The 25,731-nt window shown below is 38.7% G+C and carries 23 protein-coding genes; 6 read left to right on the top strand and 17 right to left on the bottom strand.

The window, feature by feature from the left end:
* Both K245_RS24180 and K245_RS24175 read left to right on the top strand, forming a co-directional pair.
* Window positions 1-567, top strand: a 567-nt coding sequence (locus K245_RS24180; RefSeq protein ID WP_156906783.1) for an IS5 family transposase, incomplete at its 5' end; no start/stop codon positions are given.
* Between the two features lie 313 nt (window positions 568-880).
* The gene (locus K245_RS24175) at window positions 881-2,107 is read left to right on the top strand and encodes a lipopolysaccharide biosynthesis protein (RefSeq protein WP_156906782.1); all 1,227 of its coding nucleotides are present in this window, start codon (window positions 881-883) and stop codon (window positions 2,105-2,107) included.
* A 2-nt stretch (window positions 2,108-2,109) separates the two neighbouring features.
* On the opposite strand, the gene K245_RS0111935 is transcribed toward K245_RS24175, so the two are convergent.
* The 17 genes from K245_RS0111935 to K245_RS0111840 all read right to left on the bottom strand — a co-directional run bounded on the left by K245_RS0111935 (window position 2,110) and on the right by K245_RS0111840 (window position 20,237).
* Window positions 2,110-3,186, bottom strand: coding sequence for a hypothetical protein (locus K245_RS0111935; RefSeq protein ID WP_027359465.1), 1,077 nt, complete (start codon window positions 3,184-3,186; stop codon window positions 2,110-2,112).
* A 75-nt stretch (window positions 3,187-3,261) separates the two neighbouring features.
* Window positions 3,262-4,047, bottom strand: coding sequence for a methyltransferase domain-containing protein (locus K245_RS0111930; protein ID WP_027359464.1), 786 nt, complete (start codon window positions 4,045-4,047; stop codon window positions 3,262-3,264).
* Window positions 4,048-4,074: 27 nt separating this feature from the next.
* Window positions 4,075-5,064 (bottom strand): NAD-dependent epimerase/dehydratase family protein, encoded by a 990-nt coding sequence (locus K245_RS0111925; RefSeq protein WP_027359463.1) that lies wholly within the window; start codon window positions 5,062-5,064, stop codon window positions 4,075-4,077.
* A gap of 4 nt (window positions 5,065-5,068) precedes the next feature.
* Window positions 5,069-6,202: a radical SAM protein gene (locus K245_RS0111920; protein WP_156906781.1), complete on the bottom strand. Its 1,134-nt coding sequence runs from the start codon at window positions 6,200-6,202 to the stop codon at window positions 5,069-5,071.
* 7 nt (window positions 6,203-6,209) lie between these two features.
* A complete protein-coding gene (locus tag K245_RS0111915) occupies window positions 6,210-7,241 on the bottom strand; it encodes a glycosyltransferase family 4 protein (protein ID WP_198013884.1) in 1,032 nt (343 codons plus the stop codon).
* Between the two features lie 179 nt (window positions 7,242-7,420).
* Window positions 7,421-7,894, bottom strand: a complete 474-nt coding sequence (locus K245_RS24170) for a universal stress protein (protein ID WP_051284070.1) — start codon at window positions 7,892-7,894, stop codon at window positions 7,421-7,423.
* A gap of 286 nt (window positions 7,895-8,180) precedes the next feature.
* Window positions 8,181-9,089, bottom strand: a complete 909-nt coding sequence (locus K245_RS0111900) for a protein kinase family protein (protein WP_027359459.1) — start codon at window positions 9,087-9,089, stop codon at window positions 8,181-8,183.
* Window positions 9,082-9,660 (bottom strand): GAF domain-containing protein, encoded by a 579-nt coding sequence (locus K245_RS0111895; protein ID WP_027359458.1) that lies wholly within the window; start codon window positions 9,658-9,660, stop codon window positions 9,082-9,084. The genes K245_RS0111900 and K245_RS0111895 overlap by 8 nt, the downstream gene beginning before the upstream one ends.
* A gap of 301 nt (window positions 9,661-9,961) precedes the next feature.
* Window positions 9,962-10,630 carry an LOG family protein gene (locus K245_RS24165; RefSeq protein WP_035277079.1) on the bottom strand — a complete coding sequence of 223 codons (669 nt, stop codon included), beginning with the start codon at window positions 10,628-10,630 and terminating at the stop codon, window positions 9,962-9,964.
* Window positions 10,631-10,713: 83 nt separating this feature from the next.
* Window positions 10,714-11,472: a PilZ domain-containing protein gene (locus K245_RS0111880; RefSeq protein ID WP_027359456.1), complete on the bottom strand. Its 759-nt coding sequence runs from the start codon at window positions 11,470-11,472 to the stop codon at window positions 10,714-10,716.
* Window positions 11,473-11,803: 331 nt separating this feature from the next.
* Window positions 11,804-13,465 (bottom strand): methyl-accepting chemotaxis protein, encoded by a 1,662-nt coding sequence (locus K245_RS26605; RefSeq protein ID WP_051284069.1) that lies wholly within the window; start codon window positions 13,463-13,465, stop codon window positions 11,804-11,806.
* A gap of 123 nt (window positions 13,466-13,588) precedes the next feature.
* Window positions 13,589-14,572, bottom strand: coding sequence for a serine/threonine protein kinase (locus K245_RS0111865; RefSeq protein ID WP_027359454.1), 984 nt, complete (start codon window positions 14,570-14,572; stop codon window positions 13,589-13,591).
* Entirely contained in the window at window positions 14,532-15,140 is a 609-nt protein-coding gene (scpB, locus tag K245_RS24155) for an SMC-Scp complex subunit ScpB (RefSeq protein WP_198013883.1), read from the bottom strand. Before scpB ends, K245_RS0111865 begins: the two co-directional genes overlap by 41 nt.
* A gap of 4 nt (window positions 15,141-15,144) precedes the next feature.
* Window positions 15,145-15,873 carry a segregation and condensation protein A gene (locus tag K245_RS24150; protein WP_051284067.1) on the bottom strand — a complete coding sequence of 243 codons (729 nt, stop codon included), beginning with the start codon at window positions 15,871-15,873 and terminating at the stop codon, window positions 15,145-15,147.
* A gap of 8 nt (window positions 15,874-15,881) precedes the next feature.
* Window positions 15,882-16,898: a tryptophan--tRNA ligase gene (gene trpS / locus K245_RS24145; RefSeq protein ID WP_035277075.1), complete on the bottom strand. Its 1,017-nt coding sequence runs from the start codon at window positions 16,896-16,898 to the stop codon at window positions 15,882-15,884.
* A gap of 91 nt (window positions 16,899-16,989) precedes the next feature.
* On the bottom strand, window positions 16,990-19,671 hold the full coding sequence (locus K245_RS24140) for a CBS domain-containing protein (RefSeq protein WP_035277088.1): 2,682 nt from the start codon (window positions 19,669-19,671) through the stop codon (window positions 16,990-16,992).
* Between the two features lie 179 nt (window positions 19,672-19,850).
* Window positions 19,851-20,237, bottom strand: a complete 387-nt coding sequence (locus K245_RS0111840) for a hypothetical protein (RefSeq protein ID WP_027359453.1) — start codon at window positions 20,235-20,237, stop codon at window positions 19,851-19,853.
* 358 nt (window positions 20,238-20,595) lie between these two features.
* Between K245_RS0111840 and K245_RS0111830 the strand changes: the two genes are divergently transcribed.
* From K245_RS0111830 to lysS, 4 genes are all read left to right on the top strand, one after another.
* Window positions 20,596-21,534, top strand: coding sequence for a radical SAM protein (locus K245_RS0111830; protein ID WP_035277073.1), 939 nt, complete (start codon window positions 20,596-20,598; stop codon window positions 21,532-21,534).
* Between the two features lie 41 nt (window positions 21,535-21,575).
* The gene (locus K245_RS0111825; protein WP_027359451.1) at window positions 21,576-22,781 is read left to right on the top strand and encodes a type II secretion system F family protein; all 1,206 of its coding nucleotides are present in this window, start codon (window positions 21,576-21,578) and stop codon (window positions 22,779-22,781) included.
* 17 nt (window positions 22,782-22,798) lie between these two features.
* The gene (locus K245_RS0111820; protein WP_027359450.1) at window positions 22,799-24,085 is read left to right on the top strand and encodes a two-component system sensor histidine kinase NtrB; all 1,287 of its coding nucleotides are present in this window, start codon (window positions 22,799-22,801) and stop codon (window positions 24,083-24,085) included.
* A 150-nt stretch (window positions 24,086-24,235) separates the two neighbouring features.
* Window positions 24,236-25,729: a lysine--tRNA ligase gene (gene lysS, locus K245_RS0111815; protein WP_027359449.1), complete on the top strand. Its 1,494-nt coding sequence runs from the start codon at window positions 24,236-24,238 to the stop codon at window positions 25,727-25,729.
* Window positions 25,730-25,731 lie beyond the last annotated feature (2 nt).

The raw sequence follows: 25,731 nt of genomic DNA, 5'->3' as shown, positions 1-25,731 counted from the left end.
TATCAGATTTTAGACCGATTGTCCTTTATGCGTTTTCTTTCAATTGATGCAGGCGATAAAGTTCCCGATTCCAAGACGATCTGGCTTTTTAGAGAAAAGCTCAAAGATGCAGGCATAATAGAGGAACTGTTTTCAAGATTTGACAATTATCTGAATAAAAAAGGATTTACCGCCAGAAAAGGCCAGATAATTGACGCAAGTATAGTACCTGTTCCAAAACAGCGCAATAGCCGAGAAGAGAACAAAAGAATCAAGAACGATGAAAAGCCTGAAAACTGGAGCAAGGCTAAGGCCCGGCAAAAAGATACAGACGCCAGATGGGTAAAGAAGAACGGAGTCAGCTATTTTGGCTACAAAAATCATGTGAGCGTAGATGTACAGCACAAGCTGATTCGTACCTGGAATGTAACAGTTGCAAGCGTTCATGATAGCCAGGTATTTGAAGAGCTGATTGATGAAGATAACAGCAGGCGAGATGTCTATGCGGATTCGGCTTACAGATCGGGAGCGAGCCTTGAAATACTCAGCAAAAAAAGTCTGAGATCACAAATTCAGCGTAAAGGCTGAAAGAACAAAAAACTCACAAAATGGGAAAAAAAGGCAAAAAAACAAGATCAAAAGTCAGGTCGCGAATTGAACATTTATTTGGGATTCAGCTTATGATTGCAGGATCCAAACTTCTCAGAGTAATAGGATCTGCAAGAGTAGCGTTCAAGACGGGATTATTATCCTTAAAATTTGATCCTTATAATTGCCTAATGTTTATTTTTTTTCAGGATAAAAACTTACGCATATGCTGAATATAGAAAAGTTAGTAATAAAAATCTGAAAAAGGCGATTTTTAGAGGTACCCTATAGATTTAAAAGATTTTGGATGTTAATGAATCTAAAAACCAGTTTATTAAATTCTTTATTACGAGCTATCACTTTAGCAAGCAAGCTTTTTCTTTTGGTGTATTTAGCTAAAAGACTTTTACCAGAGGAAATTGGACTTTGGGGTATATTCTCTGCTTCGGTTAACTATGCATTATATTTTATTGGCTTGGATTTTTATACTTATGCAAATAGAGAGATAATTGGCCAATCAAAAGTTTGTTGGCCAGCTATTATACGTGATCAATCTTTATTTTATTTATTTTCATACATAATAGCTATTCCTATTCTCTCTTCTATATTTATATACAAAATCATTGATTGGCAGTATTTTAAATGGTTTTTTTTAATATTGACTCTTGAACATCTATCTCAAGAAACGACCAGACTATTAATAGCTCTTCAGTATCCTCTCCACGCCACTATGGTTCTATTTATGAGGTCTGGGGCATGGGTATATGCGGTAATAATAATCATGGTAACGATTCCTGAATCCAGAACTCTTATAACTGTGTTTGCTGGTTGGAGTATTGGGGTTGGAAGTGGATTGATTATTGCTATAATCATTCTAAGTAATCTTGACTGGAGACAAGCTTTTAGTAGCCCTCCTAATTGGAAATGGATTATTCGAGGTATAGAAACCTCAATCCCTTTCTTTATTGGTACACTAGCACTAAGAGGAACTTATACTTTAGATAAATTTTTTTTGAAGTTTAACTGGGGCGAGATGTATGTCGGTATTTATTCTTTTTATTTGAGCATAACAACTTCTCTTCAATATTTAATTGACGCTGCAGTTCTATTTATATATTTTCCTAAAGTGATTTCTTTTTATAAAAATGACCAATTAGACAGCTATCGGTCTTATCTGAGAAAGATGTCATATCAAATATGTATTCTTGTTTCTCTTTTCATATTTGCACTGGGCTTGTTAATCTGGCCAATGTTATCATATATAAACAAAGCATCGTATAATGAGCACATTGGAGTTTTTTGGCTGCTTTTACTATCTAATGGGCTTATTGCATTAGCTTCTTCCGCTCATCTATCATTATATTCTATAGGGCAGGATCGCATCATATTAACTGCAAATTTATTGTCTTTTTTTATAAGCTTAATAGCATTTTCGATATTTATACCTATATTCGGAGCAGAAGGGGCAGCTTTTTCAATATTAATTTCCTCATCATATTTGTTTTTTTATAAAAAATACAAATGCAATAAGCTGTTTTAATCTCAATGCACGAATGAGTTTATAGATTTGCATATTCGTCTTATTGAATCAAATCCAGAGTAAGCGATTAATAATTGGTTTTTTCTATTGTTTTTTTGACTGCGTAGGTTTTCAAAATCATCTGATTTGAAATTATTAAGTTCTTTAATAAAGTTGGAACTATTTTTGCAAACTGTGCAACCAGCATATGAAGGGATTCTGGCTTTTGATTTGTGCCAATCCAATATAAAAACAGGTTTATTAGCCCAAATCGCGTCGTGAATTACAGTGGAGCTTACGGAAGCTATCACGCTTGATTCATTGATAGATTGCTCAATATCCTTTTCTCTCCATGTGACATCTACTCCATCTTTTTTCAAAAAAGAAAAAAATGTGGGATCGCCCTGCGGGTGAATTCTTAATTCAACATTACCAAACTCACTACATGATTTTGCAATATGAGAATAAAAATCTATCTCATATTTTTTCTCGCATAAATTAAACCTATAGAAGCATTGATGCACTATAAGGATTTTTATGATAGACTTGTTGCAGTTTTTGTGCGTTCTCCTTATTGGGGATCCAACAATTTCTGTTTTGCTTTTGTTGCGGATGTATTTTTTGTAGATAAGTCCTCTTAATAAGTATAAGTCAGCGCCGGATTTCCCAAATGCGATATTTAAAAAAGTATTTGGTCTTTTTATATTTTGTTGGTCACTTTTAATTCCATCTTGCAATACTAATACTTTACAGCCAGTTTTCATAAGCATTTTAATCGTAAAAAACTCTATTGCGCCGCTGTCCTCAAGAAAAATAAAGTATTTGATTTTTTGAGACAAAAAAATAAAATTGGCTAATGCTATTGTTAAATGCATCAATTTTATAATTTTATTGCAGTCATGCCACGGTTTTTTTAAATAATTATGTAGGAGCAAAATTTTTTGTTTATTACAGAATTCTATGCCGAATTTGTAATAATTTTCTAAGGATATTATGAATAGTTTTTCAATAGAATGTAGATTTGCGATCGGTTTATATATTTCATCAGCGATTTTTTTTTGATAATATGTACCTATAACAATTCCGACTTTTTTTTTCATATTTAACTCTGTGACTTATTTTATAATATAAAGATCCTTGACAAATAGCTGAAATGGCTGTTATCTATTGTCACCCTATTTTTTGCCTATTACATAAAACAGATGACTCATCGGCAGCTTAAAAACACCCTTTCTGAATCTAATATCCCATCTTCCAAGAAGTTGCATCCAGCCAGGAAATGAATCCTTTTTTACATAATCAAGAAGAGTTACATGCCAGTTTGGATTTTTTAAGGTTTCGCCAGAATATCTCCTATGAAGTCTCACGTCTCTTGGCCCGCTTGGATCTGGCCACCCAGGAGTGTCTATTGCACCATATTCAACAACATTCAGTCCGCATTCCTTAAACAGTTTTCTTACCGTTGTTATATGATTATATTTTACTTCTCCATGATTCCATTTGAATCCGTACCATTTGTGAAGAAATCTGTGCCAGGGATATCCCGGCTGAAAATTATTACATGTCACAAACACGACATATTTGTTTGAAATTCTTTTCATCTCATGGATGTATCTTTTGGGGTCTTCAAGCCCCGTCCAGGTGACGAAATTCCAGGCAAGATCATATTCACCCGATGGAAGGCCTGTTTTATATACATTCTTACCATAAAGAGGGATTGCTTTCTCTCCAATGCCAAGATCCTCCCATTCATGCATCATTTCTTGTTCAGGATTTATAAGTGTAACATCGCAGCCAGCTTTGGCAAATCCTATTGAATAAAGGGACCCGGCAGCTTTGGCACCGTGGCTCGGCATTTCAAGCACTTTTTTTAAGCCAAGCTCCTTTGTCATGATTGCATGTAGTTTCATGAGAATATATCGGTCATATGTAACACCGAATACTTCGACTTCTTTTTTCATTTTAATCATCTGCCCTGATTTATCTAATTATATCCAGTTATTCTTTTTATACCATTGAACAGTTTCCCTGATTCCGTCAATGGGTTTTACAATTGGACTGAAACCAAGTTCAATGGATGCTTTTTCTATTGAGAAAACTCTGTCCGCAAGAGTTGATTCAATATTTTTTTTTGCTACCGGAGGGTTTTTACCAATCTTAGTGAATAATTTTTCTGATCCTTCTGCAATCAAAAGTGCAAGAGACTCTGGAACATAAAGTGGAAATCTTTTTACACCAAGACCATCAATAATCATCTGTCTTATATCGTCAAATTTTTCAGATGTTTTGTTTGTTATCAGATACGTCTCTCCAAATATGCCTTTTTCAGCAGCAAGAAGAAGTCCATTAACTGCATCTGATACATGAATTAGTGGTGTGAGTTTGGGTTTTGTTCCAATTTTAGGAAAAAGGCCCTTTTTTGCTAATTTTGTCAGCTTGAGCATATCACGCCAGTCGCCAGGACCATATACCATAGAAAATCTGATAATAGATGCTGGAAGGCCAGATGAAACTACCATATCCCTCACTTTTTCTTCGGCTTTCAGCTTACTTCTTCCATAAGGGTGATGAGGTTTGCAAAGGGTTTTTTCGTCAGAAGGTATTTCATCACATATACCCATTGCAGCCACTGAGCTACAGTGAACTATTCTTGGTACACCTGTCTTAAGAGCTTCATTCATGATATTTACAGTGCCATTGACATTAACTGATTCGAACATGTCTTCTTGGACTACAAAATTATTCATATGCCCTAGAGTAGCCATGTGGAGAAGTCTGTCGACGCCATCAGCAATACCAATAAGAGTTTTAGGATCGGTTATATCTCCTTCGATGATTTCTATATTCATGTACTCAATTAGTCTTTCTGCTTTCTTTCTGGATCTTACCAGGCATCTGCAATAATGACCTTCTTCAGTCAATCTTTTAACCAAGTGAGGCCCCATAAATCCTGTTGCGCCTGTTATGAGATATTTCATATTTTTACCTGCTCAGTATAATAATCTTAAGAACTTTAATCAGACTTCTTGGTTCCAGAAGAATATTTGAGTATGTCTGATTTGCTAGTGGACAATGGCATTCTTTATTGTAAATACTCATTCTTATCATTAATGCCTGCCGGCTGTTCCATAATTTTTTAAAATCATAGTCAAAATCTCTTAAATTGCCCATGGATTTATCATAGCCCAGAGTACAGCAAGGCCAGATGTCTCCGTAAGCGGTCATGTGGACGTTTGATATGCCTGCATAGCATGGGATAACCTGTTTTTTTTCTTCCATTATCTTGATTGCAAGATCATAATAAACCAGTCTGAATGCGTTTGTAATGCGCTGAAAGAGACTTTTATTTTTCATTTGGGATTTTATTTCCTTAACAAAAAAGTCTATTGCCTTTCTGTAAGCATTTGGTCCTGGGGTTATTGGTTCACCAGTATTAAACATTTCAGATCTTTTTTCAGCTATTTCGTTTCTGTAACTATCTGGATTAAGTGTTTTGACATATTTTGAAATTTTACCTATGTCTCTGACATTCCATGATGAAACCACAGTCCCAAGCTCTGCATGAAGAAAAGGATAGTCTGTTTTCAAAGATTTAAGCCATTTGAAAACTGAAATTACTTTTTCAAAATTACCGTTTATGCCTCTTATTTCATCATGCTTTTTACCGATATGGTCAAGGCTGGGTTTTATTGTCAGTTTTACGTTTGGGTAGTTGTTCTTTAGATAATCAAGAATAACAATAAGATTTTTTCTGATTTTTTTTTCGGCAATTGCATTTGTCGGTATATGAATAACTGATGGTTTAAGATAAGTACATGCAAGCTTGATGATTTCCGGGAAATCATCCCTTAGAAAAGGTTCCCCGCCGCTGACATTGAAAACATATATTCTCCCCATTGGTTCAAATATCTTTCTAATTTCCTGAATTGTAAGCTCTTCCTGCCTTTTTTCGGGATTATCTTTATATAGTTTCCATATTGAGCATGTCTTGCATCTTGACTGGCATATATTTGTTACAGAAAAAGTCAGGTTGATTGGAACGCACGGTTTTAAAAAACCTGTCCGGATTGCTAAAAAACGTAGGGATGATGTGATCAGTGTTATTGAATCTTTCATGAAAAGCCTAAAGAACATCATTAAAAATTTTTTGGTATAGTTCAGATGTTTTTTTGGCAATGGAGTCCCATGAATGAAGCTTTGCCATTTTTTCTGAATCAATTGTCATTTTATTAAGAATATTTTGGTCTTCGAGACATTCTGTCATTGCATTTGCCAAAGCATCTACATTATCTGGAGGCAAGGCCCATTTTTTATCTGCAACCCAGTCTGAAAGACCACCTGTATCAGATACTATCATAGGCTTTCCAAAGGCTCCGGCTACGCTTGCTACCCCGCTTTGAGCGTCAAAATGTTTGTAAGGCAGAATAACAAGATCTGCAGAAGCAAAAAAAATTTTTACCTGGTCTGCAGGGATGTAATCAGTGAAGCAAGTGACGTTTTTTTCAAGTTTTAGTTGCTTGACAAGCTTATCATATGGCTCCCATGGAACCCAAGCTTTTCCTGCAATGATAAGGTGACAGTTTATTCCTTTGGCGCATATTTTCTCAAGCGCGTAGAGAGCTGTGTCAATTCCTTTATATTTTCTTATGGCTCCAAAAATAAGAATTACTTTGCAGCTGTCTCTAAGTCCAAGTTTATTTTTTAATGCTTTTTTGCCTGCGGAAAAGCAAGTATCTGAATCAATATACGCTCCGATCGGGCCGTGAGGAATTACTGAAATATCTTTTTCATGTATCTTGAAATATGAGCTTAGCTGAATTTTATTGATTTTTGTATGTACTATAAAATGGTTTGCTTTTTTTAAAAGAAATGACACTAAAATCTTGTATATGATGCTGGTTTCATGGGGAATAACATTATGTACGGTTATAATAACAGGCTTTTTTCTGAGATTTGCTATGCATAAAATGACAAAATAAATTGGCCATAAAGGCAGACTCCACCACTGGGCATGAAGTATGTCACAGTTTGTCGAATAAGCTTCTGATACCCATGAAAATGGATTGTACCATGAAAGCCTTCTACTAACTTTTACATTGGATGGCGTATCTATATGCGTAGTTTCGTCTGTCTGATTTGCTCCGTCGGGATACAATAGAGAAGGATATATTTTATTAAAAGATATAAATATAAATTTATTTATATATAAAGCCAAGTAGTTGGTCAACTCTGCGCAATATGGACTGATACCCCTGATTGGAGGGTATGAGCCTAACATTGCGACGGTTGCACAGTTTTTTTTTTTGTTAGCCATTAAATAATAATTTTAAAGAATTAAAGTGGACACCTGTCATGCCAAACAGGATCTATCTTTACTACAACAACGGCAGTTGAATCAAGTGCCCTGACAAGTTTAACGCTTACATCCCCTAACACGAATTCCTCTGCTTTAGACATTTTTTTTCTGCCAATAAGAACCATATTAAAGTGATTCTTGTTGAAATACTCGATTATGCCTTCTGCTATGGTTGGAAAGGGTTCATTGATGACATCTATTTTGATGGATTCTTCAAAAAAACCTTTTTCCATGAGGCGCTCTTTGGCCTTTTCAAGGGTTTTAAGGAATCTTTCAGGTTGTTCTTCAATAAATTTTTTCCCCATCAGCTCTTCGCCTGAAGATGGCTTTCTAAGGACATTCAGGAGGGTTATTTCTACTTGTTCAGGGCACAGGGATAAACTTCCCAAAAATTCTATTACAGCCCATGAGCTTGGAGAATCACTTACGGCGGCTAATATTTTATTTTTCAAAACAACCTCCTTTGGAAAGAATATCAATGAAATCTCTCATCCAAGATTTTTTTAAAGAGAATTTTACAACTGGCTTAGCATGTCTTGCTTGTTCATTTTTATTAAGAGTGACAAGGTTGCAACAAGTTTGATTCCCGTCATTCCAGCAGTGCCTGCCCCGGTCAAAACCGGAAGCCGGAATCCGGAATCCAGAAGTATTTGAAAATACACAGATGCCAAATCAAGTCCGGCATGACGCTGAGGGTATTTTCTGGCTTTTTGCGAGATCATCGATCGTTGAGAAAAACTAAAAAGAGTCTTTTATTGCCTCTTTTAGCTCGTCAATTATTTCCTGAACTGACTCATAATAAACCTCTGATCCTTTTGAAAAATGGAGCAAGATATTGTTCAGACTGTCTGATATTATAGGGTGAATGTTTTTTAGATTCACATAGCGCCATTTATCGAGCAGTGAAAAATCCTCGGCGTAAAGATTCTCCACCAGTTCACCGTATTTTTCTCTGTCTCCGTCTATCATGTAAAGAGTGTGGAAACCCTTGCCGATCGTATATAATAAAATGTTTCCGACTCCAAAAATATCAAGTGCGAAAGGATTCTCCGTGGATTCATAGTCGTAGTCAAAGTCAATCCAGACATAATTTCCTGTACTGTTTTCAATTATTACATGGTCATTCCTGACGTCGCCATGCCTGAATCCGCTATTATTAAGAAATTGAAGGGCGGTAAAAGTATCTGTTAATTTTGTCAGAATTCCAGGAAGCAGCTCTCTATAATATCTGTTATAATCAAGATCCACGCCCTCAAGATATGTATATAAGTTTTGTCCTCTTACAACATCAAGAACTCTGATATTGAATCCTTTGGGGTCAATACATGATGTCCCGTGCATGAAAAGAGGATGATTGTTGACCAGTTCAAGAATGTCAGCTTCTTTTTTTGGATCCCGGAAGCACCTGATTTTCACTCCCGCCAACGTTGTTACAAATGATTCGAAATACTCCAGCTTGATTATTTTTTTTTCCTGGGTCTGGATATCTATTGCATTCTTGACCCAAAATTTAGGATCTTCGACACCAAATCTACGTTCTTTCGAATTCCCAATTATTGAAAATATTCTTCCGTTAGGCAGATGAAGCTCAGAGCCATAATCTATTGAGTAAAAATCTGATGTTTCTGTGAATATTTTTTTAGTCATATTCACCATTTAATCCGTCAAGCATTCTTAGTGGCAGACTCTCAAGAGCCATTTTTATTCTGTCCAGAAAATTTCTAAGGCCGTTGTTTTCGATCACTACGCCAACCTGCTTTGCAAGAACCCTGAAAGAATCAAGATCCTCATCATGAAGATTAAGCGCAGTGTCATTGTATATTTTAAGGAGTCCAACAACTATGCTTTTTGATTTTATAGGTACGGAAAGCATGGAATGAATACCTTCTTCTTTTGCTTCCTTGGCGTATTTAATTCTTGGATCATTCTGGGTGTCTTCTATGTATACTGGCTCCCCCATGGAGAATTCTATGGATGCTTCATCGATCTGCATAGGCCCTTTAGTCAGATAATGCTCACTCAGCCCATATGTGCTTACCCTGAAAAGCTGTTTTTCTCTGTCGTCCACCAGGAAAATGCTGCATCCTTTAACTCTGAATGCTCTGCATATACCTTCAACAAGATGCCTGCCCAATAGGTTTATATCTTCATATGAAGATATAGCGCTGCTTATTGCCTTGAACTCTCTTAAGGTTATACGCTGAGCTCTTTCAGTCATTTTGATTCTCCTGAATTGTCATTAAAACGCAGAAAAATGATCCGTGGAATCTGAATAATTTGAAATGTTTCTGGGAAGATTATTATTTAATTTATAGAACAAATTTTTTGAAAACACAATTTATTGGATTTGAATGAATGATTTTTTTATTCATAATTAAGTGTTGATGGGCTCGCAAAAAGTCAAAAAATGGCTTTAGCGTCATGCCGGACTTGATCAGGCATCCTGTAATTTCAGCCACTTCTGGATTCCGGCCTGCGCCGGAATGACGGTAATTTGACTTTTTGTTATACATTGATTATCAGTCCTGTTCGATTGGCCTTGCGTGTGCAGCCTTGTTAACTGCCTCAAGGATCTTTATAGGATCATCCATGACCTGAAGTATATTGATGTCCTTGGGAGAGACCATTTTTTCTGTTATGAGTCTGTCTTTTATCCAGTCAATCAGGCCTCCCCAGTAGTCTGAGCCGACAAGGATCACCGGAAGGGGCATTATTCTTTTGGTTTGGATTAGAGTTATTGCTTCGAACATTTCGTCCAGGGTTCCAAAGCCCCCGGGCATTATTATGTAGGCTTTGGCATATTTTACAAACATAACTTTTCGTATGAAGAAATATTTGAATTCGATTTTAATATCAGCGTATGGGTTTGGCTCCTGTTCAAATGGCAATGAAATATTGAGTCCGGCCGATATCCCGCCTGCCAGTTTAGCCCCTTTATTTGCTGCTTCCATGACGCCGCCACCACCACCGGTTATTATTGCATAACCGTTTTTTGCAAGCAGAGTTGCAACTTCCATGGATTTTTTATAGTAAGGATTATCAGGAGTGATTCTTGCCGAACCGAATATGCTTACCGCTGGCCCTATGTTATGGAGAGCTTCGACACCATCCACAAACTCGCCAATAATTTTAAAAAGTCTCCATGACTCTTCTAACTTTAGATCATCAATAGCAAAGTGTTTTTCCATATTCAAAATGAACCGCCTTGGTATAGTGTTTTTATCGTGGGTAATAAATATCAGGATGGGAACTGGCTGTCAATCGGGGTGAATTATCCATGCATTTTATGTATTTCAAATAATTGAGCTTCATGTATGAATTTGCTTATCATGTCCTCATGGTCAGCGCTGATTCTGTGGAATCTGATTCCGCACAAAGCAGATTTTTCAGTGTAATTGAGTACCATCCTAGCCACTTCAAAATGTGTGGGGACTGATAATGGCGGGCTTGAATCGTTATCAGGTTTTTTCAGAATAAAACCTATTTTGCCTTTATAGCCTGGTTCCATCATAAGGAGCGGGTTCTTTTCACTATTTACCCTTTTGTAAATAATGATTCCCGCGCCGCTGGTTGAAATATCATATATTTTTAAATGTTTACCTGAAAAAAACTCAGAGCCATCATAAACGATTTTGCATGCAGCATCATAGAAGCTGCTTAATGTCAGTCTGTAGCCACTTCTTATGTTCGTTTGAATAATATTTCCAGAATATGCAAGAATTACCGCAGGAGTTGTTTCTCCACTTATTAGCTTATATCCTGGCTGGATTTCTTTTATGGCACAGCTTATGCCAAATCTTGCCTTTTCTCCATTTTCTTTTTTTGCCAGGGTTGTAGCATGCAGCTGATCAAATTTAATATCTTTATGAAGCCTTATGTTTGACGGCTGGGCAATGGTTATGGTTTTAGAAGTATGATTGACATCAAAAATTATAGATGGGAATGACCGAGGAAGAAGCGAGTCTATATTGAATACAAGTTCAATATTAGCCCCAGGATAAAATATTCTTTCAATTAGAGTGAGTGACATATCAAGAGCCGTTTAGTTTTTTTCGATAATTCTTTTTATAGATGACAACGTCGCAAAAAGTTCGATTACCGTCATTCCGGCGGGGCCTGTCCCGGTGAAAACCGGGAGCCGGAAAGGAAGTATCTGAAAATACAATGATGCCGGAACAAGTCCGGCATTACGCTGATGCCTTTTTCTGGCTTTTTGCGAGACCATCATAGAAGTAAATACAATATATGCATGTTTTCATGCTCAACCCTGCCTTCTCCCCCAAATTTTAGTAGAAAGGCATGTTTTTGATCAAGTCCGGCATAACGCCACCGACTTTTATGACTTTTTGTGAGGCCACCTGTTAAATCCTGAACTGTCCGACAAGCTCTTTAAGTTTCATGGCCAGTGCGGACAACTTTTCAGCGCTTCCCTTCATTTGCGCCGTGTTTCCTGACATTTCAGATGCCGATGAGCTGACGCCTGATATGTCTGTGGCAATTTCGGATGAAACATGTGAAGAAATAGTCACTCTTTCAGATGCATTGTTAATTTCTTTTGAGACCTGGATGATATTGCCAGCAATCTCCTTGGTTGTGGCTGACTGTTCTTCCACAGCAGTCGCTATGGTGGCCACAATGTCATTAACATCATGAATTACCTTGGAAATCGACTCTATGCTTGAGACGGTTTCTTTGGTTGTATTCTGTATTCCGGTAATTTTTTTCTTTATGTCCTGGGTCGCATCTGCCGTCTGTCTTGCGAGTTCCTTGATTTCATTGGCAACAACAGCAAAACCTTTGCCGGCTTCTCCAGCTCTTGCCGCTTCTATGGTGGCGTTAAGCGCAAGAAGGTTTGTCTGTTCTGATATTTCGGTAATCGTTTCTGTTACTTTGCCTATTTCTCTTGCTGCTACCCCAAGTTCGCTTACCTGTGTGGATGCTTCCTGGGCCTTTTCAACGGCCTTGGACGTTATTACTGCCGCTTTTTCAGAATTGTTCGCTATCTCATTGATTGTCGCGGTCATCTGCTCTGCTGATGACGCAGCCATGCTTGTATTTGCCGTGGCTTTTTCCATTGCATTTGCCGCTGTATCCATATTGGCATGCATTGAAGATGTGGATTTTGCTACATTGTTTGATTTGGATGACATCTGGTTTGATCTGTCCGACATGGTTGTGGCCAGACCGGATAGATCCGCTGAAGACGCGGTTAGTATTTCTGAATTATCCGCAATATTTCTGATCATTCCCTGGAGGTTGGTGATGAAGGCATTAAACCACTTGGCTAGTTCGCCTACTTCATCAGCACTTGACACTTCGAGTCTTTTTGTAAGATCTCCTTCTCCTTCTGCAATATCCTGGATCATGTTTACAGTTTTTGAAAGAGGGCCTGTAATGGAGTTTGATATTATTATGCTGACGAGGAATCCTGTGCCAATAACCACGCAAAGAAATATGACAAGATTGATATAATTTTGTCTTTTTGTTTTGGAACTGATTGTTGTCAGCTCGTCTTTGAGGCCCTTTTCAAAAGTCTCTGTATATCCTATCAGGGAATCCTTTATTACCTGGGTCTTATCGGCAAGTTCTTTCGCTTTTTCACCCATGCCTTCAGATGCTGAAGTGCTCATATCTGTGTATAGCTTTTGTGCTATGGTCGTGAAATCTTCCTGATTCTTTTTAGTCTTTTCTATTTGATTCAGAAGATCTGCAGGAATGTCAGGGAGTTTTATTATGAAATCAAGGGCAGCTATGCATTCAGTCGATTTTTCTCCTGCCTGTTTGACTATCGCGGCATCACCAAGCATTACAGCGTCATTATATAGCTTTATCTGCTCGTTGAAAGCATTAAGCGAGTTCTGGCTTTTTATGGTTGCAGGATAAAAAGATTCCTTGATAACGATCAGCTGGTTCTGTATTTTCCCGCCGCTGATAAATCCATAGACAGTTGAGACCATGTATCCGAAAATAAGAATGCTGATACTGAGCCATATCTTTTTACCAATAGATAGTGATTTCCACATATAGTTCTGTCCTCCGGATTTATTTGGGGAATGCTTTAAAGAATTAAGAAAAAGGTGTACGGAATATATTATTATTCTTTGTATACCAAAAAATAAACCGCTAGCATAGCAAAAATCTGCATTCTAATAAGCTTCGAATTTTTTAAGAGCCGTTGCGATTTGTTGTGTTAAGTCTCTTATTTCCGAACGCCAGAATTCCGGCTTGCCCCATTCAGGAAAAGTCTTTCTGAACTGATTATCGTGTTTCTGCCTGCAGCACCATGCCAGGAAATAAATCATCCTCATGGCTCTCAGGCTTTCTACAATTCTCAAGCTGGCATAATCAAAATCAGTGAATAATTCATATCCGTCAAGGATAAGGCCCAATTCATAAGAACATTCCTCTGTCGTTCCTGGAAGAAAAAGCCAGAGATCCTGAACTTGCGGGCCTGTCATCATATCGTCAAAATCAATCAGCATCATTCCCTCTCCAGGCCTGGAAAGAATATTCTTATTGTGGCAGTCTCCATGGATTCTTGACATGGGGATTTTATCAAAAAAAGGGGATGCTACATCAATGAAATTGAACGCAACGGATTTTATGGTTTCTAACAGGTGGCCAGGAATGTCTCCATTTTCAATTAGATATTTAATATCCGAGGCCGTCGATTTAGATGGGTGAAGTGTTATCCTTTTCTCTGCCTTGCTTTTACCTGCGGCCTGGTGCATTCGTCCGATGAGCATGCCAGCCCTTTTCCAGTCGTCTTCTGTGTTGAATTCCATTTCTCTTCCCCCTTTTTTAGGAAAAAGGCAGAAATGCATCCCTTCAGTTTCCGCAAGCGTTGAGTTGTCTGTCAATAGTAGAGGTGGTATGACTGGAATCTCATCGTTATAGCAATCGGATATGAATCTGTGTTCTTCAAGTATTGCTTCCTTTTCCCATCTTCCAGGTCTGTAAAACTTGGCTATCAGTCTTGTCCCTGAAAAAGTCTGAACCTCATAAACCCTGTTTATATAGCTTGGAAGCGGCGCAAGAAGACCGGTAAGTCTTTCGCCTGTGTATTTTTCAATTAGATTTAGAATTCTGTCAGGAGTCAGATTTTGAAATGACGGAGTCAAAGAGTTCATTTATGCTTTCCTTTCTGCCGTGTGATTCTGGCAGTGTTTCTTCTTGCGGTGATGTTGAGCCCAATTCATGGGTAAGGGGAAGATCTTTTAAACTCTTGAGTCCGAAGAGCTCCAGGAAATAACCGCTTGTTCCATACATCATCGGCTTGCCTGGAATATCCTTGCGACCCGTTATTCTGGCCAGTTTTCTTTCTATTAGAAATCTTACTATTCCTCCGCTGTCTACACCCCTGATATGATCAATTTCGGATTTGGTAATCGGTTGCTTATAGGCAATAATTGCAAGTGTTTCCATGGCTGCCCTGGTTAATCTGCTTTTTGGCGGTTTAAGAAGCTTTCTTATCCATTCGGAGTAGATCGGCTTTGTCCTGAGTTGAAACCCGCCAGCCACTTCGTAAAGCCCGAAGGCTCCATTTCTTTTTTCATATTCTTCAGAAAGCTCTTTTAAAGAATTTTTTATGTCCTTGGTGTCATAATCAGGAAGGATATCAGCAAACTGATCCATTCCAAGGGGTTTTTCGGAAACAAAAAGAAGGCTCTCTATGATAAACTTTAGACTTGTTTCCATTTTTCTATACTTCTGCTTTTCTGATATGGATGAACCCATCCTGGAGATGCTGAAAAATACTTGCAAAACTTCGTTTGACCATTTCAAGGACTGCAAGGAAAGTAATGATTATTTCCACTTTAGTAGATAGTCCTGAAAAAAGATCGTGAAAGAAGAGTTCATTTTTTTCTGCAAGCAAATCCATGATTTCTTCCACTTTTTCGTTTATGGACAATGATTCATCAGACATGTCGACCACATGGGCAGAGACGGAATTTTCAAGTATTTTTGAAAAAGCGTCATAAAGCTCAAGGAGACCTATCTCGACAAATTCTTCTGAGCAGTCTGATTTTTTTGGTATTTCATCAGGAGATGGTTTTCTTGAAAAAGTATCTTCGCCAAGGATGTCTCTTTCAGAAAGCATGGACGCCGATGCCTTAAGCGCTATGTATTCCATTAGCGGCCTGATGATTTCCATTCTCGGATCTTCTGCGTCTTCTCCTTCCCTATGAGGTAGCGGCAGCATCATTCTTGATTTCACAAGAGCAAGGGTTGCCGCCATTACGAGAAATTCTCCGGCAATATCTATATTGAGATATTTCATCATTTCAAGATAGGCAATGAACTGGTCAGTGATTGAAGCGATGGGGATATCCTTGATCTCGACCTCGTTTTTCTGGATAAGATAGACAAGAAGATCCATGGGGCCTTCAAAAATGTTTTCAATGCTTATTTTGTATGGTTTTTCTGTCATGCCAACAATTATCTATGTGTTCCAAGTTTGCAATATCCGGTTTTTGTTCTTATGGAGTCCATGAAAGGGATACATTTTTCCCTGGTCTTTTCAGCACCTTTTTTCAAAATATGTTCTACATGATCAGGCGAGTCCATAAGTCTTAAATATTCTTCTCTTGGCTTTTTGAGGACTTCGTTAAGATATTCGAAAAGAGTCTGTTTGGCTTCACCCCATGAAATACCGGACTTGTATTTTTCTTTCATTGTTTCTATTTCGTTTTTATTTGCAAATGCGCTGTAAATTTCAAAAAGTGTGCAGTCTGTATAATCCTTTGGTTCTCCGGGCTCCAGCGAATTTGTTTTTATTTTCATTATGAGTTTGCGCAGGTTTTTTTCAGGAACAAAAAGAGGGATTATGTTGCCATAACTTTTGCTCATTTTTCTGCCGTCAAGACCCCTTAGCACTGCGGTGTCCTCATCAACAACTGCTTCCGGGAGGCAGAAGCTCTCTCCAAAAAAATGGTTGAATCTTGCTGCGATATCCCTGGCCATTTCAATGTGCTGTATCTGATCCTTTCCGACAGGTACATGGGTTGATCCAAAAAGAAGAATATCGGCAGCCATGAGGATCGGATAGCTGAAAAGACCCATTGTGACTCCCTTGTCAGGGTCTTTGGCCTTTTGTTCTACGTTTTCATCAACTGCTGCTTTATAGGCATGGGCTCTGTTCATAAGACCTTTTGCCGTAACACAGGTCAGTATCCAGGTAAGCTCCGTGATTTCAGGTATATCCGATTGTCTGTAAAAATAGACAAGGTCAGGATCAAGCCCCATTGCAAGCCATGTTGAGGCAACTTCCATACTTGAGATATTGATTGTTTTGGGGTCATGGCATTTGATAAGCGCATGGAAATCCGCAAGAAAAAAATAATATGAGGCATCTCTGGCTTCAGAAGATTTTATGGCTGGTCTTATTGCGCCAACATAGTTTCCGAGATGAGGAGTCCCTGTTGTTGTTATTCCTGTTAATACTGTTTTATGCATTTTAAAACCTTAGTTCTGTTTGAGTTGTTAATTTAGAAAGATGAAATTAATTTGCAAATTCAAAATATGCAAGGAAGATATGAGGAATTTATTACTGACTGATTTTGTTGATAAGCTCAAGTGCTGCTTCAGCTTCTTCTTCTTTGGATTTTATTTCTCCGTCAAGTCTTCTGTTGAGAATATCCAGAAGTATTTTCCCTATTGTTGGGCCTGGTTCAAGTCCCATTTCCACAAGGTTTTTTCCAGACAGTATGCATGCTTCATTTTTCAGCGTGGTATAAAATCTTGATATAGTTTTTTGAGCTGCCTCATCGTTTGTTGCCGCCATCATGAATAGTATGGATTCTGTCTTCAGGGTCGTGAGTTTATGAAAAATTTCATGGTTTTTTGCCGCCTGATTCATCTCAATCCAGTGAAGGTATGAAAGAGCTTTCATTCTTTCATGGCAGAAGAGTTTTATGTATTTTGGCGGCAGTTCGAGTCTCCTGCATATTGCTTCGGATATTTCAACGTTTGTGTATCTTATAAGAACCATGAAATAGACCGTCCATCTCTTTACAGGCTCCTCAAGATAAAGAAGCTCATACCAGTCAAAAACTTTTTTGACAGCGGAAAATCTTTCCGCAATATATTTGTCCCTGATCAGGGCAGGGTGGATGACGTTCATCAGGCCAAGGTCATATATCCTCTGAATAGCCTGGGCAGGATTGTCTTCCTCTAAAATCAGTTTCAGCTCGCTGAATATTCTTATGCCGCTTAATTTATGAAGGAAATCGAATTTAAGGGCATTTTGAATCAGGCTTGCCGAAAGCTTGCCAATTGTAAATCCGAACCTTTGTTCAAATCTTATTGCACGGAATATCCTTGTTGGATCCTCGACAAAGCTGAGATTGTGGATAACCCTTATAACCTTGTCTTTGATGTCTTTCTGGGCAGCAAAAAAATCTATGAGTACGCCGAATTTTTCCGGGTTAAGCTGAATTGCAAGTGTATTCATTGTGAAGTCGCGTCTGTACATGTCCAGTTTGATAGAACTTCTTTCAACAGTCGGAAGAGCACCCGGATGCTGATAGTATTCGAGTCTGGCTGACGCCACATCAATCTTGAATCCGTCGGGCATTGTTATTACCGCGGTGCCGAATTTTGTGTAAGTATGGACATTGGCATTGTGAAGTTCACCGAATTTCTGGGCAAAAGATATTCCGTCACCCTCTATCACAATATCTATATCAAAGTTTTTTTCATAAAGAAGCAGATCCCTTACAAAGCCGCCAACCACATATGCATTGTAGCCTATATCAGACGCAATTTCCCCAACTTTTGCAAGCAGTTCAAGTATTGGCTCCGGCAGACGTTCTTTCATGAAGCTGGACATGTGTTTTGTTTTTGGAGTAGTTCTGCCTTCATGATCAGACGATGAAAAAGAGTTTGAGTCATTTAATTCATCAATTGTCTTGATCAGGTCTGTTCTTGTAACAACTCCAATGACCACGCTGTTTTCAACAACCGGAAGAATTCTCTGGTTGCTTGCGATTATTTTTGAGTGAATTTCGCTAAGATCGGCTTCAGGGTCCACAGAAACTATTTCAGGGTTCATGTATTCCCTGACAGGAAGGTGGCCAAGCCCATGGGAAATTGCTTTGTCAATAACCTGACGCGTTATGAATCCGATGAGCTTTTCTTTACTGTCGTCAGAACTATCTGTGACTTGATCAATGATCAATAATGCGTTGACATTGTATCTTGTAAGAATCTTGGCCGCATTTTCACATGTAACTTCCTGGGTCGTTTTTATTGCAGGAGAGGACATCAGGGCTTTTGCCGTTTTGGAGGATCTGACATTTTTAAGAAGTATGTCTATCAGACTTAATTCCATATCAGTCTGGGTTGTATTTTTCACCGTAGCCGAAGCTGCGTAAGGATGCCCTCCTCCCCCGAAAAAAGACAGGATGAATGCCACATTTACCTCAGGAATTCTGCTTCTCGCGACAATCTGGATTTTACTGTCTATCTGGGCGAGCGTAAATATGACATCTATGGCCTCCATCTTGACCATCTTGTGGGTGAGATATGCCAGATCATTTATATATTTTTCGCTGGATACTTTTGTTATTACTATTTCAATGCCATTTATACGGCGTCTTTCAGCCGCCTGGATCATGTCATTAAGGACAGAAAGCTGGAAAGGATTTATTTCCCTTGCGATTATGTCCGAGATTGTGTTTAGGCTTGCTCCCTTTGATAGAAGGAAGGCCGCAGCCAGAAAGTCTCTTTCTGTTGTAGACGGGAAAGAAAATGAACCTGTGTCCTCATATATGCCAAGGCAGAGTATCGTGGCTTCTTCGGGGCTAAGTGGTATGCCTTTTTGTTTTATTATTTCTGTTAAGAGGGTTACTGTTGCCCCTGTTCTGTCTCTTATTTCAAAACTGGATTCTAAGTCACCTTCCACTTTGGGGTGATGGTCAAAAATATGAAGCTCTACATCATCTTTAACGCATATTTCAGCAAAAGTGCCGATCCTTGATGAGTTTGCCGTATCGACAAGAACTATTCTTGCAACAGTATCCATATCAATAGCGTTTATATCTGCCATTTTGAACAGATAGGCCATTGAGCTTATGAAAAAATCCCTGAGTTTTTTTTCCTGGGAGCCGGGGAATACAACAATAGAATCAGGATAAAGCTTCTGGGCAGCGAGAAGAGATGCAACTGCATCAAAGTCTGCGTTTATGTGCGTGGTTATTATTGTAATATTTTTTAGAGAATATTCCATGGCCCTATTGTTGACAAGGTCGCAAAAAGTCTGACTTCCGTCATTCCGGCGATGGCCGGAATCCAGAAATAACTTAAAATACAAAGATACCTGATCAAGTCCGGCATTAAGCCAGTTCCTTTTTGACTTTTTGCCAGTCCATCATCAGTTAATTTTGTAATCGAAAAAAGGCGCTTAATTTATATTGCAGGTTTGACAGGTAATGCCTCAATATTTAGAGTGATTTTACCGGAATCAATACTGCATTTATAATTTTTTATGCCTTTTAAAAAATCAGGGTATCTGCTTTGTTTTTCTTTTATCATAAATTTTATAAAAGACTTGAAGAGAACGGCTTTGGTCTCATCCAGTTTTTTGGGGAGAATGCCTTCAATTTCTGTGTCATAATCATTGCCTGCTGGTTTGAAAATAGATATATTCCATGCGTTTACAGCAATCTCAATCAAAGCTTGGACAATTTCGGTGTCTCCACCAGAGGCTGTTATCATTGGCGTTGCAAGTTCAATGATTGCTTCTGCAATTTCTTCGTTTTTTATCGCTTTGTATTTTATAGTGTTGTTTTTCATGTCTTAATTATTAAACTGATTTACGTGTTGTTGTGGCGCAATTCCCTATTATGAATATCTTTAAAATATTATGGTCTCGCAAAAAGTCAAAAAAAGGCATCTGTGTCATGCCTGGCTTGGTCAGACATCCAGTTATTTCAGATATTTCTGGATTCAGGCCTGCGCGGAATGACTAAAATCAGACTTTTTACGACCTTGGCAAGATATATTCCGGACATTGATAAACTCCAGAATTTTGGGTTATTAGCATATTTATTCTATTAAGACAGCGCTTATTTTTGAGTGTGAAAATAATAGATTTATTTTGAATATGAGGGTAATGTGTTTTCATAAAAACTGCCGGAGCTTGTCAAATAAAATGGAAGGTGATTTTAAATATTTATTCGGGCCTGTTCTTTCACGGAGACTTGGCGTTTCTCTCGGAGTGGATCTGCTGCCATATAAAACATGCACCCTTGATTGTGTATATTGCGAATGTGGTTCAACCATTGATCTTGTCACGTCTGTAGCTGAATATGTGCCAACAGAAGAAGTTAAATCTGAACTGAATCTTTATTTATCGTCTTATCCAGAGATAGATGCAATTACTTTTTCCGGGGCAGGCGAGCCGACTCTTCATTCAGGCCTGGGCGAGATTGTCAGGTATATCAAAGAGAATTTTTTTCGGTACCCTGTTGCGGTCATTACCAACGGGACATTGCTGAATATACCTTCTGTCAGGGATGGACTTCAGGAGGCTGATATTGTAATGACATCTTTTGACGCCATGGATGAGAAAATCTTTTTTTCGGTAAACAGGCCTCATAAAGATATAAGAATTCAGGATATGAAAAATGGGCTAATTGAATTTAAAAAAAGCTTTAAAGGGAAATTATGGCTTGAAATTTTTGTTATTCCAGATATTAATGATAAAAAAGATCATCTTGATAAATTACGCGATTTTATAAATCTGGTAAAACCTGACAGGATCCAACTGAATTCCCTTGACCGCCCTGGTGCGGAAAGCTGGGTTAAACCAGTGGATGCCGATAGCCTTGCTGCCATATCTTCATATCTGGAAAAATCGGAAATTATAAATCCTTATGAAAATAGAAACAATGCGGTTGCCGTTTTTTCAGAAAATAGCCATGAAAAAGTCATGAATGTTATTTCAAGGCGGCCATGCACCCTTGAGGAAATTTTTATAATTACAGGTCAAAGCAGATCTGTGGTGGAAGATATACTCTCTGAACTCATTTCTGAAGGTCTTGTTAAAGCAGATTCTATGGCAAGGGGAGTTTTTTATTCAGCTGTTTAAAATAGTCTAACACATCTATTCATTTCATATGGAGTCTGATTATGCCTATATATCTTTGGGAAGGAAAGAACAGAAAGGGAGAAACAAAAAAGGGTGAGATGGAAGCGGCAACAGAAGATGTTGTGCGCGCGAGTCTTGTAAGGCAGAAAATTACACCTGATAAAATCAAGAAGAAGCCCAAAGATCTTTTTGAGGACGTGGCCCTTTTTCAACCCAAGGTCACAGAAATGGACATCATCATATTCAGCAGGCAGTTTTCCACCATGATAGATGCCGGGCTTCCCCTTGTTCAATGTCTTGAAATTTTGCATAACCAGCAGGAAAACTCAACTTTTAAAAAGGTGATCAAGAATATTAAGGACTCCGTAGAAAGCGGAGAAACCCTTGCTGAAGCAATGAAAAAACACCCCAAGGCCTTTGACTCTTTGTATGTTAACATGGTCGCTGCTGGTGAGGCTGGCGGTATACTTGATGTTATCCTGAGGCGACTTGCCGCATATATGGAAAAAACAGCCAAGCTGAAGAGGCAGGTCAAGGGAGCAATGATCTATCCGTCTGTAACGCTTGCTATTGCAGTAATCGTTGTTGTCGTAATTCTGGTTTTTGTTATTCCTGTATTTGAGGAAATGTTTTCCCAAATGGAGAAGGCTCTTCCAACTCCAACTCTCATAGTCGTAAATATGAGCAGGTTCACAAAAAATAATTTTCCATATATGATAGGCGCCATTATTATTTTTGTTTTTGCATATAAGCGCTTTTATGCAACTGAAAAAGGGCGATCAGTGATGGATCGTTTTTTTTTAAGATTGCCTGTGATCGGGATTCTTATAAGAAAAGTGGCTGTTTCCAAATTTACCAGAACAATGAGTACTCTGCTTGCAAGTGGTGTCTCGATTCTTGAAGGGCTCGACATAGTTGCAAGAACGGCTGGTAATAAGGTGATTGAAGAATCTATATATGATGTAAGATCAGGTATTTCAGAAGGCCGAACAATGGCAGAACCTCTTTTTGAGAGCGGTGTCTTCCCGCCCATGGTATGCTCAATGATAGCAGTTGGAGAATCCACCGGAGCGCTTGATACCATGCTTGAGAAAATTGCAGATTTTTATGAAGAAGAGGTTGACCAGGCAGTAGAAAATCTTACCGCACTTATTGAGCCTTTTATGCTGGTTTTCCTGGGTACAACCATAGGCGGTCTTGTTATTTCGATGTATTTGCCAATATTCCAGATGGCTGGCGGGGTATAGCCCGCGAAAGCTCTGAAATGACGCTGGATACATTAAAATGGAAAAAAACGGATTTTTATAAAGGACTCAAATGGCTCATAACACTCAGGGCTATTTTTGGCATAGTTCTTTTATCCTCAGGCTTTATATCAAGAATAACCCAGGCGCCTTCAATCAGCATGATGGCGTTTGGGTTGGTTTTTTTTATAAGTCTGCTTATTCTGCTTTTTTCATTGGTCTACGCTCTGGTGCTTCCAAGAATAAAAAAGGGGAATGTCTTTGCATATTTTCAAATAGTCATTGATTCTTTACTCATTACCCTCATTATTTTCGCCACCGGAGGGCCTGACAGCTTTTTCCATTTTCTTTATCTTCTTGTAATAATGTATTCAAGTCTGCTTTTAGGGCGAAAGGCTGCTGTCTTTGTGGCTGGCTTGAGTTCTTTGGAATACTCGGTTCTGACTGTGGTCGAAGCATTCGGAATAATCGGTTTTCTTGGCCCTGAGTTTAATTATTATAAAAGTTTTGCAGGCGTTTTGTATAAAATACTGAGTACTGTATCGGCCTGTTTTTTGATGTCCTTTCTTGGAAGTCTACTTGCCGATCAGGCTAAAAAAGCCAAAAAAGAGCTTGAGGCCATGGGACTTCATCTGAAAAGGGTTGAAAAATTAGCTTTTGCAGGTGAAATGGCGGCAGGTCTAGCTCATGAAATAAAAAACCCTCTTGCTGCTCTTTCAGGATCTGTCCAGATTCTTAAAGATGAAATAAGTGAATGTTCAGATAATTACAGGCTGATTCAGATTATTTTAAGGGAAACTGACAGGCTCAATAATCTTGTTACAAATTTTTTATCCCTGTCCTCCCAGAAATCCGGTGATGTAAAGCTTGTTAATGTTGGGGACATTATTGAGGACGTCATAGGTTGCTTCAGGAAAGACGATAAAACCAGGGATATTGAATTCAAGATAAACAGTTTTCCTGAATGCCGCATTATGATTGATCCTAACCAGTTAAGCCAGGTTATATGGAATCTTGTACAGAATGCGGCAGACGCAATTGTCACAGAAGACTCTGACGGTAGAATCGAGGTTTCATGCTCCCAAACCGCAGATAAAAGAGTGATGCTAATGGTTAAAGATAATGGCTCAGGTATGAGTTCCGAGGACTTGACTTCAGTATTTACACCTTTCTACACAACAAAACCGGCAGGGAATGGTCTTGGCTTATGCATTGTTCACAGAATACTTGAAAACTATGACGCAAGAATAGATATCACCAGCAGAGAAGACTCTGGGACAGAATTCAGGATTTTTTTTAAGAAGTAAGACAACGCAAAAAGAATGATGTCGTAGAATGATATATTCGAGAGGAACGCATAATAATGCTGCACTTGACATTCTGCCCTTAAAGGGATAGCTAAGTCGGCTGATGTTTCGTTTATCAGAATAATTGAAGAAGATATTTTCAGGAGCCATATGGAAGCGGAAGCTGTTAAACAGGATCTTGTTGAACTGAGAAAAAATAAAAATGCGTCTTTAAAAGAGAGCGGCGTGAATCTTTACCCAAATGATTTCAGGGTTGAGCATACAGTCTCTGAAATCAGGAATGCTTGTGAGACTTCGCCTGAATCGCTGGGTGAGGAGGGGCAGGTATTTAAAGCCGCCGGACGTATGATGGCCATGAATTTTTTTGGTAAATCCGCGTTTATAAGATTTAAAGACAGAACCGGCACAATGCAGGTTTATATTCAGAAAAACAAGGTTGGAGATGAATGCTACAGCCTTTTCAAGCAGCTTGATATAGGCGATTTCGCAGGTTTTGCGGGTCCTGTGTTTCAGACCAAGACTGGCGAATGGACACTTCTTGCCACCGAATTCAAACTTGTTTCTAAATCAGTAAGGGCTTTGCCTGAAAAATTCCATGGACTCAAAGACCCTGAAAAAAGATACCGCCAGAGGTATCTTGATCTTATAATGAATCAGGACGCCAGGCAGATTTTCCTTAGAAGAAGCCAGACTGTTCAGGCTATCAGAAATTTTCTTATAGAAAGGGATTTCCTGGAAGTTGAGACTCCCATGATGCAGCCCATTCCTGGCGGAGCAGAAGCGACTCCGTTTGTTACCCATCATAATGCGCTTGGTATGGATCTCTACCTCAGGATAGCCCCCGAGCTTTACTTAAAAAGGCTTGTTGTAGGCGGATTTGAAAGAGTCTTTGAGATTAACAGGAATTTCAGAAACGAGGGCATATCAACCCGTCATAACCCTGAGTTCACAATGCTTGAATTTTATCAGGCATATGCAACCTACGAAGATCTCATGAACATAACAGAGCAGATGTTTCAGGATGTCGCCCAAAAAGTTACCGGAGACGTCAAGGTTGAGTACCAGGGAAATACAATAGATTTTTCAAGTCCTTGGCGCAGAATTCCACTTCTTGATTCTTTGGTTGAAATAGCAGGGGTTGATAGAAATATTCTTACAGATAAAGAAGCTCTGCTAAAATTTGCTGCTGAAAAAGAAGTTAAGATTACAAAGGCTGACAGATTGGGCAAAGTCATTACCAAACTTTTTGAAACCCTTGTTGAACCGTTGCTGATCCATCCTACATTTATTACTGGTTATCCAGTGGAAGTATCGCCTCTTTCAAGAAGAAGTGATGAAAAACCAGAGCTTACCGAAAGATTTGAACTCTTCATTGCAGGGCGGGAAATTGCAAATGGTTTTTCAGAGTTGAATGATCCTGATGACCAGAGAGACAGATTTCTTCAGCAGGTTGCGGATAAGGCGGCTGGTGACAGCGAGGCCCATCCAATGGATGAGGATTACATCGAGGCGCTTGAATACGGGATGCCGCCGACTGCAGGCGAAGGAATCGGTATAGACAGACTCGCAATGCTCCTGACAGATTCACCTTCGATACGTGAAGTCATTCTTTTTCCTCATATGAGACGGGTTGCTGATAAATAGCC

This window comes from Desulforegula conservatrix Mb1Pa, from assembly GCF_000426225.1.
GTDB classification, from domain to species: Bacteria; Desulfobacterota; Desulfobacteria; order Desulfobacterales; family Desulforegulaceae; genus Desulforegula; species Desulforegula conservatrix.
This window is presented reverse-complemented; position numbering and strand designations above follow the sequence as displayed.

Coding starts and splice junctions, on each gene's coding strand:
- K245_RS24175 (WP_156906782.1), top strand. CDS start 881: ATGAATCTAAAAACCAGTTTATTAAATTCTTTATTACGAGCTATCACT.
- K245_RS0111935 (WP_027359465.1), bottom strand. CDS start 3,186: ATGAAAAAAAAAGTCGGAATTGTTATAGGTACATATTATCAAAAAAAA.
- K245_RS0111930 (WP_027359464.1), bottom strand. CDS start 4,047: ATGAAAAAAGAAGTCGAAGTATTCGGTGTTACATATGACCGATATATT.
- K245_RS0111925 (WP_027359463.1), bottom strand. CDS start 5,064: ATGAAATATCTCATAACAGGCGCAACAGGATTTATGGGGCCTCACTTG.
- K245_RS0111920 (WP_156906781.1), bottom strand. CDS start 6,202: ATGAAAGATTCAATAACACTGATCACATCATCCCTACGTTTTTTAGCA.
- K245_RS0111900 (WP_027359459.1), bottom strand. CDS start 9,089: ATGACTAAAAAAATATTCACAGAAACATCAGATTTTTACTCAATAGAT.
- K245_RS0111895 (WP_027359458.1), bottom strand. CDS start 9,660: ATGACTGAAAGAGCTCAGCGTATAACCTTAAGAGAGTTCAAGGCAATA.
- K245_RS24165 (WP_035277079.1), bottom strand. CDS start 10,630: ATGGAAAAACACTTTGCTATTGATGATCTAAAGTTAGAAGAGTCATGG.
- K245_RS0111880 (WP_027359456.1), bottom strand. CDS start 11,472: ATGTCACTCACTCTAATTGAAAGAATATTTTATCCTGGGGCTAATATT.
- K245_RS26605 (WP_051284069.1), bottom strand. CDS start 13,465: ATGTGGAAATCACTATCTATTGGTAAAAAGATATGGCTCAGTATCAGC.
- K245_RS0111865 (WP_027359454.1), bottom strand. CDS start 14,572: ATGAACTCTTTGACTCCGTCATTTCAAAATCTGACTCCTGACAGAATT.
- scpB (WP_198013883.1), bottom strand. CDS start 15,140: ATGGAAACAAGTCTAAAGTTTATCATAGAGAGCCTTCTTTTTGTTTCC.
- K245_RS24150 (WP_051284067.1), bottom strand. CDS start 15,873: ATGACAGAAAAACCATACAAAATAAGCATTGAAAACATTTTTGAAGGC.
- trpS (WP_035277075.1), bottom strand. CDS start 16,898: ATGCATAAAACAGTATTAACAGGAATAACAACAACAGGGACTCCTCAT.
- K245_RS24140 (WP_035277088.1), bottom strand. CDS start 19,671: ATGGAATATTCTCTAAAAAATATTACAATAATAACCACGCACATAAAC.
- K245_RS0111840 (WP_027359453.1), bottom strand. CDS start 20,237: ATGAAAAACAACACTATAAAATACAAAGCGATAAAAAACGAAGAAATT.
- K245_RS0111830 (WP_035277073.1), top strand. CDS start 20,596: ATGGAAGGTGATTTTAAATATTTATTCGGGCCTGTTCTTTCACGGAGA.
- K245_RS0111825 (WP_027359451.1), top strand. CDS start 21,576: ATGCCTATATATCTTTGGGAAGGAAAGAACAGAAAGGGAGAAACAAAA.
- K245_RS0111820 (WP_027359450.1), top strand. CDS start 22,799: ATGACGCTGGATACATTAAAATGGAAAAAAACGGATTTTTATAAAGGA.
- lysS (WP_027359449.1), top strand. CDS start 24,236: ATGGAAGCGGAAGCTGTTAAACAGGATCTTGTTGAACTGAGAAAAAAT.